Origin of the sequence: Wenxinia marina DSM 24838, from assembly GCF_000379485.1 — a bacterium.
GTDB classification, from domain to species: domain Bacteria; phylum Pseudomonadota; class Alphaproteobacteria; order Rhodobacterales; family Rhodobacteraceae; genus Wenxinia; species Wenxinia marina.
Window position 1 is genome coordinate 213,581 of sequence record NZ_KB902299.1, and the last position, 13,778, is coordinate 227,358.

The following is a 13,778-nucleotide window of genomic DNA, read 5'->3' on the forward strand; positions in this document are numbered from 1 at the left end:
TTAGTAGGAGCGGCCCCGGCCGAACTCAACCCGGGCCGGCCAGCGCGGCCCTGTGACGATCCGTCCAGAGGAGCATCATGACGAGCGGCCCGACGTTGATCTCGCCGGTGTCGATCAGCGCGAGCGCAGCGTCCAGCGGCAGGACATGGGTGCGCAGATCCTCGTTCTCCACGGCGAGGCCGCCGGCGCGGGTGCCGATGCCGGACAGGTCGGCGAGCCCGGCGAAGCAGTGGAAGACGTCGGTGGTGGAGCCGGGCGAGGCGTAGACGGTGAACATCCGCCGCAGCTCCACCTCGGCGAGGCCCGTCTCCTCCCAGGTCTCGCGCCGCGCCGCCTCTTCCGGCGTCTCGCCCGCATCCACGATGCCGGCCGGCGGCTCCAGCATCCAGGGGTTCGCGGCGCCCCGCAGGATCGGCCCGGTGCGGACCTGCTCGATCAGCAGGACCTCGCCGGTCGCGGCGTCGTAGGGCAGGACGAGCGCGGCGTCGGCGCCCAGCAGAGCCTCGCGGTCGAGGTCGGGGCTGGTGCCGCCCGAAAAGGTCCGGTGCCGCATGCGGAAAGCGGCGTGGCGGAAGAACCGGCCCGACAGGCGCGGCGGCCCGATCCGCTCCACCTCGCCAGGCCGCGCGGCGTGGCGCAGGGTCGCCGGCTGCGTCTCGCCCGCGGCGCGGAGGCGCGCCGAGGCGCGGTGCCGGACCATGTGCCAGTTCCGCGCCAGCGCCTCCGGGCCGATCTCGTCCACCGTCAGGTCGAACTCCTCGGCAGCCAGCAGCGTCAGCGCCCCGTCCTCGACCTCCCACTCGTCCAGCCGCCAGGGCCGGTCCGATGCCTGCCCCTCGGGGCCGGGCAGATAGACGCCTGCCGGATGCGGGACGCCGTCCACCTCAGCCGTGACGGGCGCCAGGCGATAGCCGAAGGGCAGTTCGTAGGCGTCCAGGCGGGCGCGTACGGCGGGCGACGGATCGGCAATGAGCAGACCCGCCGCGATCTCGCCCGGCGCCTCGACCAGGAAGGGAAGCGTCCCGCCCGCCTCGCGGACGACGCGGTACCCGGGCAGGGTGGCGGCCCGTGTCTCGACCCTCCCTCCGGCGACGCGTTCCAGCAGCTGCGGCAGGCGCAGCGTGCCGTAGAGAAAGAGGTCCAAGAAACCTACCTGTAGTTCCGTGCGAAATGCTCGGTCACGAGCCCCGCGACGATGCTTCCCGCGATCATCACCATGAGGACCTCGGGGGTGAGAAGCATCCCGCCCAGCCTGGCCATCATCTCGAAGATCGCGGCGATCGCCTCCATGGGGCCGTCATAGGCCTTCCGGAACGCCTCCTTCAACATCATCCCGAAGCCGTGGAGGAAGAACATCCAGAACCCGAACACCGCGACGCCGGTGAGACCGACCCCGAAGGCGGCGACCATGCCGCGACCGGCGCGGCTTCCGACGGTGGTCCATCCCGCCATCATCGCGGCGACCACGTTGATCTGCATGAAGTGCCGGGGGACCGTCCCCTCCGGGAACAGCGGCACCATCAGAAGGGTGAGTATGAAGGCGAGCGCCATGAAGGTCAGCGCTCCGGCAAGGCGGCCGGCGGTGGGCATGGGAACTCTCCTGCTCCCTCGTTGGGTCTGACCCCCGGATTTCCCACGCCTTTATGGCAATCGAATGGCCGCCTCAGGCCCGCGCGAGGGTGATCTGGGTCACGTCGCAGTTGCCTGACCGGAAGGTCGCGGCGCAGGAGGTGAGGTAGAAGTTCCACATCCGCCGGAACCGGTCGTCGAAGCCGAGCTCGGCGATCTCGTCCCAGCGGAAGTTGAACACCTCGTGCCAGCGGCGCAGCGTCTGGCTGTAGCTCTCGCCGAACTCGATCGACCGCAGGGTCGTCAGGCTGGCCTTCGCCACCTCGTCGCGCAGCGCACGGGGCGAGGGCAGCATGCCGCCCGGGAAGATGTACTTCTGGATGAAGTCGACGCCGCGGCGGTAGGCCTCCCACCGCCTGTCGGCGACGGTGATGATCTGCAGCGTCGCGTTGGCGCCGGGGCGCAGGCGGTTGCGGACGGTGTCGAAGTAGACCGGCCAGTACCGTTCGCCCACCGCCTCGAACATCTCGATCGAGGCGATGCCGTCATAGGTGCCGCGCTCGTCGCGGTAATCCTGCAGCTTCAGCTCCACCCGGTCGGACAGGCCCGCCGCCGCGATCCGCTTCTGCGCGAAGGCCAGCTGCTCCTTGCTGATCGTGAGGCCGGTGACCTTGAGCCCCCGCTCCTTCGCCGCGTACTCGGCGAAGCCGCCCCAGCCGCAGCCGATCTCGAGAACGTGGTCGCCGGGCTTCGCCCCCATCTGGTCGACCATGCTGGCATATTTCGCCGTCTGCGCGGCCTCGAGACTCTCCTGCCCCGTCGAGAACAGCGCCGAGGAGTAGGTCATCGTCTCGTCCAGCCACAGCCGGTAGAAGTCGTTGCCGAGGTCGTAGTGGTACGAGATGTTCTTGCGGGCCTGCCGCTTGGAGTTCGACTGCAGCCAGAAGCGCAGCATCTCGTACCAGCGGACGAGGAACTGCCCCGGAAAGCCGTCATAGACCTCGTCCGCCTCGTCGTGGACGAGGTCCATGAAGGCCTGCAGGTCCGGCGTCGACCAGCCGCCGTCGAGATAGCTGTCGGAAAAGCCGAGGTCGCCCTCGCGCAGCAGGCGGGCGAAGAGATCGGGATCGTGCACGTCGACGCGGGCGACATAGCCGGGCGCCCTGCCCTCGGCGCGGAAGACGCGCCCGTCCGGCAGCGAGATGTCGACGCGGCCGCGCGGCATCGAGCGCAGCGTCTGGAACACGGGCGCGAAGTAGCGCGGAAGGTCCGCCTGCCCCTCGGTCGACGTCAGAACGGTCTCGGACACACGCGCCTCTCCCACGAACCCCGCGTCAAGCTAGGGGAACCGTGCGGATTGTCACGATTTTCCGCGGCGTCACCGATGCGTGAAGTCGGGCACTCTCAGAACGACCGGCCCTCGTAGGCGTCCAGCGCCCGCCTGCGCCCCTCGTCGAGGCCGACGACTGGCTCTGGATAGGCGTCGTCGGGCGCCATCTTCCATGCGCGCGGGATCGCGTCGAAATACGCCAGCGCGGTGTCCGGCGGATCCTCCGACAGCTCGGCGAGCCAGCGCTTGCGGTACTCTCCCTTCAGGTCGAACTTCTCGGCCTGCGTGTCGGGGTTGAAGACGCGGAAGAAGGGCGTCGCGTCGGGGCCGGAGCCGGCCGACCATTGCCAGCCCAGCGCGTTGTTCGCCGGATCCCAGTCCACCAGGCACTCCTCGAACCAGTTGAGCCCCACCTTCCAGTGCGTCATCAGGTGCTTGGTCAGGAAGCTGGCGACGATCATCCGCGCCCGGTTGTGCATCCGGCCGGTCACGAACAGCTCGCGCATCGCCGCGTCCACCACCTCGATCCCCGTGCGGCCCCGCTTCCAGGCGTGTATCTCGGACGCCCCCTCGTCGTCCTTCCACGGAAAGGCATCCCACTCCTCGCGCCAGTTGGCGGAGGTGAGGCGCGGCGTGTGGAAGCACAGGTGATAGGCGAAGTCGCGCCACACCAGTTCCTTGAGGAACGTCTCGGCCCCCGCCTTGCCCTCCTCCCGCGCCCGCTGGCCGGAATGCCAGACCGTGCGGATCGAGATCTCGCCGTAGGTCAGGTTCTCGGACAGGCCCGACGTGCCCTGGTCGGCGAGGTCGTTGCGGGCGTCGGCGTAGTCCGCGATCCGGTGCGCCGCGAAGTCGCCGAGGCGGTGCGAGGCCGCGCTCTCGCCGACGACGAGGTGCGGCGCGACGATCCCGGCGCCGCGGTTCATCGGCGCGGCGAGTCGCCAGTCGGCGAGGTCGTCGCTCTTCGGCCAGTCGGAGGGCGCGGGAATCGTACCGGGCGCCGGGTACGGGCTGCCGGGATCGCGGCCCCGCACCGCGCGCCAGAACGGCGTGTAGACCTTGTACGGGCCGCCGGTCTTGGTCTCGACCGTCCACGGCTCGAACAGGACGTGCCCCGGAAAGCTCTTCGCCTCCACGCCATCGTCGCGCAGGCCCGCCTTCACCGCCTCGTCGCGGGCGATCGACTGCGGCTCGTAGTGCCTTGTCCACCAGACGGCGCCGGCCCCGATCTCGCGCGCGAGCGCCCGCAGGGTCGGCAGCGCCTCGCCCCGCCGCAGGATCAGGCGGCTGCCCCTGTCGGCGAGCGCCCTGCCGTGCGCCTCGACCGACAGGCCGAGGCGCCAGAGCGGCGCGGCCCGGCGCGCGCCCTCGACCTCGTCGAGGATGAAGACGGGGATGACAGGGCGATCCGCCTTGCAGGCCTCGGCGAGGGCGGGATGGTCGCCGAGCCGCAGGTCGCGGCGGAACCACAGGATCAGGGGGGAGCGGTCGGACATGGCGGCAAAGCTAGTCCGCGGCCCCGAGGGTCAACATCGTGGACCCGGAACGCACGCAGCCCCGCCTTTCGGCGGGGCTGCGGATGACACGGCGCAGGGGCGCCGCCGCCGTCAGGTGTTCTTCCGCTCGGACCGCAGGCCCTGCCAGATGGCGTAGCACATCAGCAGCAGCACGACGGTGAACAGCAGGCCGGTAGAGATCACCATCGACTGCAGCGAGGCGAGCCCGCCGCCGACCAGCAGCGCGATCGCGACCGCGCCCTCGAAGATGCACCAGAACACCCGCTGCGGCATCGGCGCGTCGACCTTGCCGCCGGCGGTGATCGTGTCGATTACGAGGCTGCCCGAATCCGACGAGGTCACGAAGAACACGATGACGAGGACGATGCCGACGAGACTGGTGATCTGCGTCAGCGGCAGGCCGTCCAGCATCTTGAACAGCTGCAGCTCCAGCGGCGCGTCCTGCGCGGCGGTGTAGCCCTCGGCCACCACCTGGTGGATCGCGGCGCCGCCGAAGACGGACATCCACAGCACGCACACCATCGACGGGATCAGCAGCACGCAGATGACGAACTCGCGCACCGTGCGGCCGCGGCTGACGCGGGCGATGAACATGCCCACGAACGGCGACCAGCTGATCCACCACGCCCAGTAGAACGACGTCCAGCCCTGGGAATAGTTCACGTCCTCGCGGCCGAACGGGTTCGACAGCGCCGGCAGGTACTGGCCGTAGGCGACGAGGCTCTCCCAGAAGAAGTTGAGGAGGAACAGCGTCGGCCCGAAGAAGAGGACGAACAGGAACAGAAGGCCCGCGAGGCCCATGTTGATCTCGGACAGGACCTTGACCCCGCCGTCGAGGCCACGGACGACCGAGACCAGCGCGACGGCCGTGATCGCCGAGATCAGGATCACCTCGGTCCCGACGCCGACCGGCACGCCGAACAGCTCGTTCAGGCCCGCGTTCGCCTGCGTCGCCCCGAATCCGAGCGAGGTGGCGAGACCGAACAGCGTCGCGAACACCGCGATGATGTCGATGACGTGGCCCCACCAGCCCCAGACCCGCTCGCCGAAGATCGGATAGAAGGCCGAGCGGATCGTCAGCGGCAGGCCCTTGTTGAAGCTGAAGAGCGCCAGCGCCAGCGCGACCATCGCATAGACCGCCCAGGGGTGCAGCGCCCAGTGGTAGATCGTCGCCGCCATGCCGAGCCGCACGGACTCCGCCTCGTTGCCCATCGCGCCGGTCAGCGGCGCCCAGTCGGTGCGAACGCCGTTCTCGACCGTCTGTTCGCCCATCGCGGTCGAGAAGTGGGTCATCGGCTCGGACACGCCGTAGAACATCAGGCCGATGCCCATGCCGGCCGCGAACAGCATCGCGAACCAGCCGACGTAGCTGTAATCCGGCGTCGCGTCCCTGCCGCCCAGCCGGACCGATCCGTAGGGCGTGAAGATCAGGAGGATCGCGAAGATCACGACGAGGTCGGCGGCGCCGAGGAAGAACCAGTCGAAGGTCTGGGTGGTGAACGCGAAGAGCGCGCTGAAGACGCTGCTCGCCTGCTCCGGCAGCGCCAGCGTGTAGAAGACGAAGACGACGATCGCGAGGCCCGAGATCAGGAACACCGGGTTGTGGATGTCGAGACCGAAGGGCCCGATCTTCGTCTCGATGTTGTCCTGCCCGATCGTGTAATCGGTCTCGATCACGTGCGCGGCGCCCTCCGGCGCCGGTATGCCGTGAGCGGCGGTTTCGTCGGTCATGTGGCCGGGTCTCCTTTCTTGTCGTTGGTTGGCGGTCAGGCCGCGGCGCGGACCAGGAAGATCGAGATGTCGGTGTGGCGGGCGAGCGCGCCGCCGTGGTTGGGGACCAGCATGTCGCCGATGCCGGGGACGTGCGTCGCCATCACCACGAGGTCGGCCCCCGTCTCGTGAACCGCCTCGACCAGCTTGTCGTCGAGGTCGGCGGCAGGGTCGTGGCTGACGACCGCATGGCCGCGCGTGGTGATGCCGCGCCCCTGCGCCTGCTCGCCGGCGAAGGCGTCCAGCTTGCTGCCGAACTCCTGCGGCGTGCGGGCGATCTGGCCCGGCATGTTCGTCGTCACGCCGACGAAGACCACCTCGGCGCCGTAGTGGCTGGCCAGATCGACCGCGACCGACACGGCGCCGGTCAGCTTGTCCGCGTGGGCCAGGTCGACGGGCACCATGATGCGCTTGAACATCTCGTCCCTCCATGAGTTGACGGCCGGGCTGGACCCGGCTCGCATTGGCCGGTCCCGCGGGTGGTGCGGGCCGGAGCGTGTTGGCTTGACGCAAGGATGCTAGCAGCAATGTCGGCGACCGAGAACCGCCAGCGGCGCGAAATGTTCGAGACGCGGCGCTGCGGCCGCTCAGCCGCCGTCCGGCATGAGGAACAGATCGGTGTCGGGCAGGCTGTGGCCGGCCGCGGTCAGCATGTGGTGGACCTGCCCGCGATGGTGGGTCTGGTGGTTGAAGAAGTGCACGACGAGGGGGCCGAGGGGGCGGGTCACCTCGGCCTTCCTCAGGCCCGAATACCACGTCAGGTCGCCCGCGAGGTCGAGGTCGCGCAGCCCGTCGGCCCAGGTCAGGATCGTCTGGTCGAGGCCCTTGCGCCGTGCCGCCCACTCGGCCGCGGTGGGCGTCATCGTCGGCGCCTCCTTCATTCCGACGGACGGAGCGGGCGTGCCGGCGAACCGCGACAGCCACATCGCATCGCCCCAGAGGAGGTGGTTCAGCGTGCCGAGGATCGAGCCCCAGAAGGCGCCCCGCTCTTCCGTCAGCTCAGCGGGCGGCATCGCGGTGACCACCCGGCTCAGGCCGTCGTTCTGCCATGCGTTGTAGCGGGCCATCAGCCGCACGTAGTCAGGCGTCGCCGGTCCCATCTTCGCCCCCCTTCCGAGGATGCGCAAAGAAGTGGCAGAGCGCCGCGCGCTCCGCAAGGCCGCGGCGAGGGCCCGGCCCTGCCCTTGCGGCGCTTCGGGGGCGCCATTACGGTTCCCGCCCGTGGACCACTCACCCCACGACAGGGAGACGGCTGAAACATGCATATCAAGAGCCTTGCCGGCGCCTCGCTCATGGCGCTCGCCACCGCCGCCGCGGCGCAGGATTCCGAACTGACCGTGCTCGACTATGCCGGGTTCGAGGACCCGGACTACCACCCCGCCTACATCGAGGCGCACGGCGACAGCCCCACCTACTCGTTCTTCTCGGACGAGGAGGAGGCGTTCCAGAAGGTCGTCGCCGGCTTCCAGGCGGACGTCGCGCAGATCTGCGCCGGCTCGGTCTCCAAGTGGGTCGAGAGCGGCATCATCGAGCCGTGGGACACGTCCCGCATCGACGCCATCGGCGATCTCGACGCCAACCTCACGGGGGAGCAGATCGGCTCGGGCACCGAAGAGGTCTACTTCGTGCCCCACAACTGGGGCGCGACGGCGATCGCCTACAATCCGGACGAGGTCCCGGAAGAGGACGTCGCCTCGCTGCAGGTCTTCACCAACCCGGCCTATGCCGGCCGGATGACGATGCCGGACAATACCGACGACGCCTACGCGCTCGCCTACCTCGCGACCGGGGTGACGAACTGGCAGGACGTCACGGACGAGCAGTTCGAGGCGGCGTCGAACTGGCTGCGCGAGGTGCACCCGAACATCCGCACCTACTGGGCCGACGCGTCCGAGCTGGCGCAGCTGATGGCGACCGGCGAGATCCTCGTCGCCTGGGCCTGGAACGAGACCTATCCCACGATGGAAGAGGAAGGCCGTCCGATCGGCTACCAGCGCGAGCCGGAAGAGGGCTCGTCGGTCTGGCTGTGCGGCTACGTGAACCTCGCGAACGGAGGCGGCTCCGAGGACAAGGCGTATGATTTCCTGAACGCCATCCTTGACCCCGCGGCGACGCCGTTCCTGATCGAGGACGGCTTCGGCCACGCCAACGCCGCCGCGATGGCGAGCATCGACGCGGCCGAGCTGGACGCCGTCGGCCTCGGCGAGATCGACGCGCCGGTGCTGGCGCAGCTGCCGATCTCGATCGAGCAGCGCGACCGCCAGGCCGAGACGTTCGAACTGATCAAGTCGGGCTTCTGAGCCCTTTGGGGGAGGGGCGGCGCCGGCCCTCCCCCGACCCCGGCTGTCGGTTGGCGGTCACCTATCATGCTGCGCGGCCGACCTGATCCATAACGACCCGCCCCGGCCTCGAGCCGGGGCCCCGCGAGGCCGGTCGCTCCGATTGGTCGGGGCCCCGGCTCGAGGCCGGGGCGGACCTTCTCCCGCTTCGCTGAACGCGGCGCCTTTCACTACCGGAACCGCAAAGCGACGCCGCCTCGACGCCGCGGACTGCGTATCGCCCGCAACCCGCGCCAGTCCTGCCCCTGCTCACGCCGAAATGTCCGCCCCACCCCTCGACCCCGGCAGCGCCAGAAGGCAGGGTCCGCCCATGAGCCGGCTCCGCCTCACCCTTCTGGCGTTCCTGTGCCTCGCCCTGCTGCCGTGGGGTGCGTTCGCGCGCGCCTTCCCGGCCCCGCCGCAGCCTGCGGCCGCGGAGGCGGTAACCGACGGCGCCGTCACCGCCATCCTGACCTTCGAGCGGCACTGCAAGGGTCCGGCCCTGCCCGGCTCGCCCTGCGGGCACGATCACGGGCAGCTCCCGACCGCGGCCCCGGCGATGCCGGTCCCGCCCGGCGGCCTCCTGCCCCGGACCTACGCCGACCTGCGCCTCGCCGGCCGCGCGCCGCCCGGCTCCCTCGATCCGCCCCGGGCCGGCTGATCGCCGCCGCCGCGCGCCCTAGCGCGCGGCCGACCGATCAGCCTGACTTCCGGAGCTTTTCATGACGACCCGACGCCTGTTCCTCGCGGCCCTTCCCGCCGCGCTCGTCTCCGCCTGCGCCCGCCCACCGGCGCCCCCCATCGTGATGCGCACGGCCGAGCCCCCGCCCGCCCCCCCGCCGATCCCGCCCCTGCCCGCCCGCTACGGCGCGATCACGGACGAGCCCTACCCTGTCCCCGCCGTCCCCGAGGGCGTGGTGCCGCCGCGCTTCTGGCGGCAGGAGGTCGACAATCCCTATCCCGACATGGCCGAGGGCGACCTCACCGTCGATCCCGACGACGGCTACCTGCACCTCGCCCTGCCGGGCGGACGGGCGCTGCGCTACGGTGTCGGCACGGGCGCGGCGGCCTACGACTGGTCCGGCACCGCGCGGCTGCAGTTCCGCCGCCGCTGGCCGCGCTGGAAGGCGCCCGACTCGATGATCGAGCGGCGGCCCGAGTTCGCGCCCTACTCCGTCGCCAACGGCGGCATGGACCCGGGGCCGGGCAACCCGCTCGGCGCGCGGGCGCTGTACCTGTTCCAGAACGGCGAGGACACGCTCTACCGCATCCACGGCGCCTGCGAGCCTCAGTACGTGGGCAAGGCGGTCTCGTCGGGCTGCGTGCGGATGCTGGACCAGGACGTCATCGACCTGCACGACCGCGTCCGCGACGGCGTGACGGTGACCGTGCTGCCCAGCGTGCGGCCCGCGCGGCTCGAGACGGTCTGGTAGCGCTGCGGCGGCCCGGCGGCGCGACCGCCGGGCCCCGTCTCCGGACCCCGCCCTCAGCGGTTCCAGTCGAAGACGAAGCTGGTCCCGTAGCTGCCCCAGTCGCGGGTGGTGACGCCGTTCAGCTCGGATCCGCGATAGCTGTCGAGGCCCGACGTGCCGACGGCGAAGACCGGGCCGCCGACATTGTCGATGTAGCCGGAATGGAGCGCGGCGGTGCAGATGTCGCTGTCGGCGGTGTAGGGGCCGGAGCCCCAGACGGTCCCCGACTCCTGCCCGGTACAGGAACAGGCCACCTCGGGCTCGCCCGCCGGGTAGCCGTCGCAGGCGGCGTAGGTGCCGCCGCCGCCCCGCGGGCCCTTGACATTAAAGGTGATCGAGGACGGGTAGCTGCCCCAGTCCCGGCTCTCGACCCCGTTCGCCATCGAACCGGCGAAACTGTCCTGCGCCGCGCCGAGCCGCGCTTCGATCGCCCCGCCGCCGGCGCCGATTACGCCGGCATGACGCGCCGCCGCGCACAGGTCGCTGTCGACGTGTAGGGGCCGGAACCCCAGACGCTGCCGCTCTCGCTCCCGGTGCAGGTACAGGCGTAGCTGGGCGCATCGCCCGGATAGCCCTCGCATGCCGGCAGGGTCTGCGCCTGCGCGCCGCCGCCCGCCCCGCCGGCGAGGCCGGCCAGCGCGATCATCCATGCCGTCCGCATCCCGATTCCTCCTCCGAAGGGCCGCGCCGCGCCCGGGCGACGCTGCGTCAAGCTGTAGCGCCGCCCCCGCCGGAACGGCAAGACAACGCGCAGCGCACGCTTGATCCGGCGGCCGGAGAGGCCTACCTTTGGGTCGTCCTTCGGGACTATGGACATAAACGCGCCCGCAATAAGCGGCTCGGACCCGGGGGCGGTACCCGGCGGCTCCACCAGACACCCTTCGTTGGGGGGACAGCGGGGCCGAAATAGGATCGACGAACGTCTAAAGGGGTATGCTTTGTCCCGGTGAGGTACCACCGTTATCGGTCCGAAACGCATAGTTGCCAACGACAACAATGCTCCGGTCGCGCTCGCTGCGTAAGCAGTGCGCAAAGCCGAAATCTAAGCCCTTGCGCCTAGCAGCGTAAGGCGGGGTTCGCAGGCACCTGGCAACAGAAGCCTGCACTTTCCCCTCCCTGCCTTGCCGCGGCGTCCCGTGCCTGCCACCCTCCACCCGATCAGGGGGGAGAGGCATGACCTTGCAGATCATCGGCGCCGGCTGGGGCCGGACCGGGACCGAGACGCTGCGCGCCGCGCTCGACGCGCTGGGCTTCGGACCCTGCCACCACATGCACGAGATCCGCGACCGGCCCGAGCTGCTCGCCGACTGGCAGGCCTTCGCCGCGGGCGCCCCGGTGCCGTGGGAGACGCTGTTCCGCGGCTACCGTTCGCAGGTGGACTTCCCCGGCGCCGCCTACTGGCGCGAACTGGCCGCCCATTACCCCGACGCGAAGGTGATCCTCACCGTCCGCGACCCCGACGAGTGGTACGACAGCGTCACCCGCACCGTCCTCGACCTGCTGAAGGAACGCGAGACGATGACCGACGCCCACGAGGTCGCGGTCCTCGACCTCAGCGACCGGCTCATCGGCGAGGGCTACTTCGCGGGGCGCGGCGCCGACCGCGACCACATGATCGCCCGCTTCCGCGCCCACGCCGCCGAGGTCCAGGCGGCGCTGCCGCCCGAGCGGCTGCTGACCTACGAGGTGCGGGACGGCTGGGCGCCGCTCTGCGGGTTTCTGGGCGTCCCGGTCCCGGATCTGCCGTTTCCGCATGCGAACGACCGGGACAGCTACCGCGCCGGCTGGCGCGGCTGACCGCGCGGCTTGCGCGGGGGGGCGGCGGGCGCTTTGATGGTCCCATGCGCGCGCTCCTCGCCCTGCTCGCCCTTCTCGGGCCCGCCTCCGCCCGCGCCTGCGAGACCGCGCTCCTCCTCGCCATCGACGTCAGCCAGTCGGTGGACGAGGCCGAGTTCCGGCTGCAGGTCGACGGCATGGCCGACGCGATGCGCGATCCCGAAGTGGCCGAGGCGCTGGTGCAGGGCGAGGTCGCGCTCGCCGTGATGCAATGGTCCGGCGCCGAGCGGCAGGAGATGTCGATCCCCTGGACCCGCATCGCCTCCCACTCGGACGTCGAAAGACTGTCGGACGCGGCCCGCGCCATTCCCCGTGCGTTCGTGATGTCCGACACCGCCCCGGGCGACGCGCTGGCCTTCGCGCTGGGGCAGTTCGGCCCGGTCGCGGACTGCGAGCGGCGGGTGATCGACGTCTCCGGCGACGGCACGCCGAACGCCGGCCGCGACGTGCGGCACGCCCGGATCGACGCCCAGCGCGCCGGCGTGACGATCAACGCCATCGCGATCGAGAGCCTCGGCCTCGCCATCACCAACTTCTACGAGCGCGCCGTCATCACCGCCGACGGCTTCGTCATGACGGCCCGCGGCCACCGCGACTACCCGATGGCGATCCGCCGCAAGATCCTGCGCGAGGTGTCGCGGGTTCTCGGCTGACTTGACGGGCTGCGGGCCGCCGTCTCATCTGCGCGCGCGCCAGTGGCAGGAGAGAAAGTGGCCGACCCGACCGCGACGCCGCCCCCCCTCGCCGAGCTGACGCGCGTCTTCGGCCGCATCGGCTGCGTGTCCTTCGGCGGACCGGCGGCGCAGATGGCGCTGATGCACCACGAGCTGGTGGAGCGGCGGGCGTGGCTGGGCGAGGCGCAGTACCTGCGCGGCCTGGGCTTCTGCATGCTGCTGCCGGGGCCCGAGGCGATGCAGCTCGCCACCTACGCCGGCTGGCGCCTGCGCGGCGTGCCGGGCGGGCTGATCGCGGGGGGCCTGTTCGTCCTGCCGGGCGCCCTGGTCATCCTCGTCCTCGCCCTGCTATACGGCGCCTACGGGACGCTTCCAGGCGTGCAGGCGGCCTTCCTCGGGGTGAAGGCGGCGGTCCTCGTCATCGTCGCCGAGGCGGTGCTGCGGATCGGCCGTCGCGCCCTCGGCCGGTGCGAAGCCGCGCTGATCGCCGTGCTGTCGCTGGTCGCGCTGTCGGTCTTCGGCCTGCCGTTCCCGCTGGTCATCGCCGTCGCCGGGGCCTGGGGCGCGCTGCGCCTGTCCGGCACCGGCACGCCGGCCCCGCCGGCACCGGCCGCGCCGGCCCGCGGGGCATTGACCGCGGCGGCAGGTGCGCTGGTGCTCTGGTGGCTGCCGGTCGCCTTGGCGTGGGCGGCGGGCGCCGACCTCCTCTACGAGATCGGCCGCTTCTTCTCGCTCCTCGCGGTGCTGACCTTCGGCGGCGCCTACGCCGTCCTCGCCTGGCTCGCCGACGCGGCGGTGGGCGGGTTCGGCTGGCTGAGCGCCGCGCAGATGATCGACGCGCTGGGCCTGGCCGAGACGACGCCGGGGCCGCTGATCCTGGTGACCGAGTTCGTGGCGATCCTCGCCGGCCTGCAGGCGGGGGGCGTGTGGCTGGGCCTCCTCGCCGGAGCGATGTGCCTGTGGGTGACCTTCGCGCCGTGCTTTCTGTGGATCTTCGCCTTCGCGCCGTTCCTCGACCGGATCACCGCGCAGCCGCGGCTGCAGGGCGCGCTGAACGGCATCACGGCGGCCGTCGTCGGCGTCATCGCCTCGCTCGGCCTGTGGTTCGGCGGGCATGTCCTGTTCGGTGGCGACGGAGAGGGCCTTGGCGCTCTCGACCCTTTCGCGCTGGTCCTCACCGCCCTCGGCGCCGCGCTGCTCCTCTGGCGGCACTGGCCGCTGCCGGCGGTTCTCGGCACGCTGGCGGCGGCGGGGCTGGCGCTCGGCGCGCTGGGCTGACAGAGCGGCGGCCG

At 71.1% G+C, this 13,778-nt stretch carries 15 protein-coding genes, 1 other RNA gene and 1 pseudogene; 7 read left to right on the forward strand and 10 right to left on the reverse strand.

Features of this window, described 5'->3' with window-relative positions; all coding sequences use genetic code 11:
* Window positions 1-25: 25 nt before the first annotated feature.
* From A37W_RS0114020 to A37W_RS0114050, 7 genes are all read right to left on the reverse strand, one after another.
* A complete protein-coding gene (locus A37W_RS0114020; RefSeq protein ID WP_018303670.1) occupies window positions 26-1,144 on the reverse strand; it encodes an NUDIX domain-containing protein in 1,119 nt (372 codons plus the stop codon).
* 5 nt (window positions 1,145-1,149) lie between these two features.
* Window positions 1,150-1,590 carry a TrgA family protein gene (locus tag A37W_RS0114025; RefSeq protein ID WP_018303671.1) on the reverse strand — a complete coding sequence of 147 codons (441 nt, stop codon included), beginning with the start codon at window positions 1,588-1,590 and terminating at the stop codon, window positions 1,150-1,152.
* A gap of 73 nt (window positions 1,591-1,663) precedes the next feature.
* Entirely contained in the window at window positions 1,664-2,878 is a 1,215-nt protein-coding gene (locus A37W_RS0114030) for an SAM-dependent methyltransferase (RefSeq protein ID WP_018303672.1), read from the reverse strand.
* A 95-nt stretch (window positions 2,879-2,973) separates the two neighbouring features.
* Entirely contained in the window at window positions 2,974-4,395 is a 1,422-nt protein-coding gene (locus A37W_RS0114035; RefSeq protein WP_018303673.1) for a cryptochrome/photolyase family protein, read from the reverse strand.
* Between the two features lie 111 nt (window positions 4,396-4,506).
* Complete coding sequence (locus A37W_RS0114040; RefSeq protein ID WP_018303674.1) at window positions 4,507-6,147, reverse strand: BCCT family transporter; 1,641 nt, start codon at window positions 6,145-6,147, stop codon at window positions 4,507-4,509.
* A gap of 35 nt (window positions 6,148-6,182) precedes the next feature.
* Window positions 6,183-6,605 carry a universal stress protein gene (locus A37W_RS0114045; protein WP_018303675.1) on the reverse strand — a complete coding sequence of 141 codons (423 nt, stop codon included), beginning with the start codon at window positions 6,603-6,605 and terminating at the stop codon, window positions 6,183-6,185.
* Window positions 6,606-6,773: 168 nt separating this feature from the next.
* A complete protein-coding gene (locus A37W_RS0114050) occupies window positions 6,774-7,286 on the reverse strand; it encodes a DinB family protein (protein ID WP_018303676.1) in 513 nt (170 codons plus the stop codon).
* Between the two features lie 159 nt (window positions 7,287-7,445).
* Between A37W_RS0114050 and A37W_RS0114055 the strand changes: the two genes are divergently transcribed.
* The 3 genes from A37W_RS0114055 (at window position 7,446) to A37W_RS24585 (ending at window position 9,937) form a co-directional block, all read left to right on the forward strand.
* Complete coding sequence (locus tag A37W_RS0114055) at window positions 7,446-8,486, forward strand: extracellular solute-binding protein (RefSeq protein ID WP_018303677.1); 1,041 nt, start codon at window positions 7,446-7,448, stop codon at window positions 8,484-8,486.
* Window positions 8,487-8,835: 349 nt separating this feature from the next.
* Window positions 8,836-9,165: a hypothetical protein gene (locus A37W_RS0114060; protein WP_018303678.1), complete on the forward strand. Its 330-nt coding sequence runs from the start codon at window positions 8,836-8,838 to the stop codon at window positions 9,163-9,165.
* Window positions 9,166-9,226: 61 nt separating this feature from the next.
* Window positions 9,227-9,937, forward strand: coding sequence for a L,D-transpeptidase (locus A37W_RS24585; RefSeq protein ID WP_018303679.1), 711 nt, complete (start codon window positions 9,227-9,229; stop codon window positions 9,935-9,937).
* A 53-nt stretch (window positions 9,938-9,990) separates the two neighbouring features.
* Here A37W_RS24585 and A37W_RS23380 read toward each other — a convergent pair whose 3' ends face one another.
* The 3 genes and pseudogenes from A37W_RS23380 to A37W_RS24400 all read right to left on the reverse strand — a co-directional run bounded on the left by A37W_RS23380 (window position 9,991) and on the right by A37W_RS24400 (window position 10,637).
* Entirely contained in the window at window positions 9,991-10,359 is a 369-nt protein-coding gene (locus A37W_RS23380; RefSeq protein WP_018303680.1) for an LCCL domain-containing protein, read from the reverse strand.
* 12 nt (window positions 10,360-10,371) lie between these two features.
* Window positions 10,372-10,455: pseudogene (locus A37W_RS24650) on the reverse strand (hypothetical protein); the annotation flags it as partial.
* Complete coding sequence (locus A37W_RS24400; protein WP_018303681.1) at window positions 10,425-10,637, reverse strand: hypothetical protein; 213 nt, start codon at window positions 10,635-10,637, stop codon at window positions 10,425-10,427. The gene A37W_RS24400 and the pseudogene A37W_RS24650, both read right to left, overlap by 31 nt.
* Before the next feature lie 96 nt (window positions 10,638-10,733).
* Here A37W_RS24400 and ssrA point away from each other — a divergent pair.
* The 4 genes from ssrA to chrA all read left to right on the forward strand — a co-directional run bounded on the left by ssrA (window position 10,734) and on the right by chrA (window position 13,764).
* Window positions 10,734-11,083, forward strand: a transfer-messenger RNA (tmRNA) gene (ssrA, locus tag A37W_RS23385).
* A gap of 66 nt (window positions 11,084-11,149) precedes the next feature.
* Window positions 11,150-11,773 (forward strand): sulfotransferase family protein, encoded by a 624-nt coding sequence (locus A37W_RS0114080; RefSeq protein WP_018303682.1) that lies wholly within the window; start codon window positions 11,150-11,152, stop codon window positions 11,771-11,773.
* A 44-nt stretch (window positions 11,774-11,817) separates the two neighbouring features.
* Window positions 11,818-12,465, forward strand: coding sequence for a DUF1194 domain-containing protein (locus tag A37W_RS0114085; protein WP_018303683.1), 648 nt, complete (start codon window positions 11,818-11,820; stop codon window positions 12,463-12,465).
* A 57-nt stretch (window positions 12,466-12,522) separates the two neighbouring features.
* Window positions 12,523-13,764 carry a chromate efflux transporter gene (chrA, locus tag A37W_RS0114090; protein WP_018303684.1) on the forward strand — a complete coding sequence of 414 codons (1,242 nt, stop codon included), beginning with the start codon at window positions 12,523-12,525 and terminating at the stop codon, window positions 13,762-13,764.
* Window positions 13,765-13,778 lie beyond the last annotated feature (14 nt).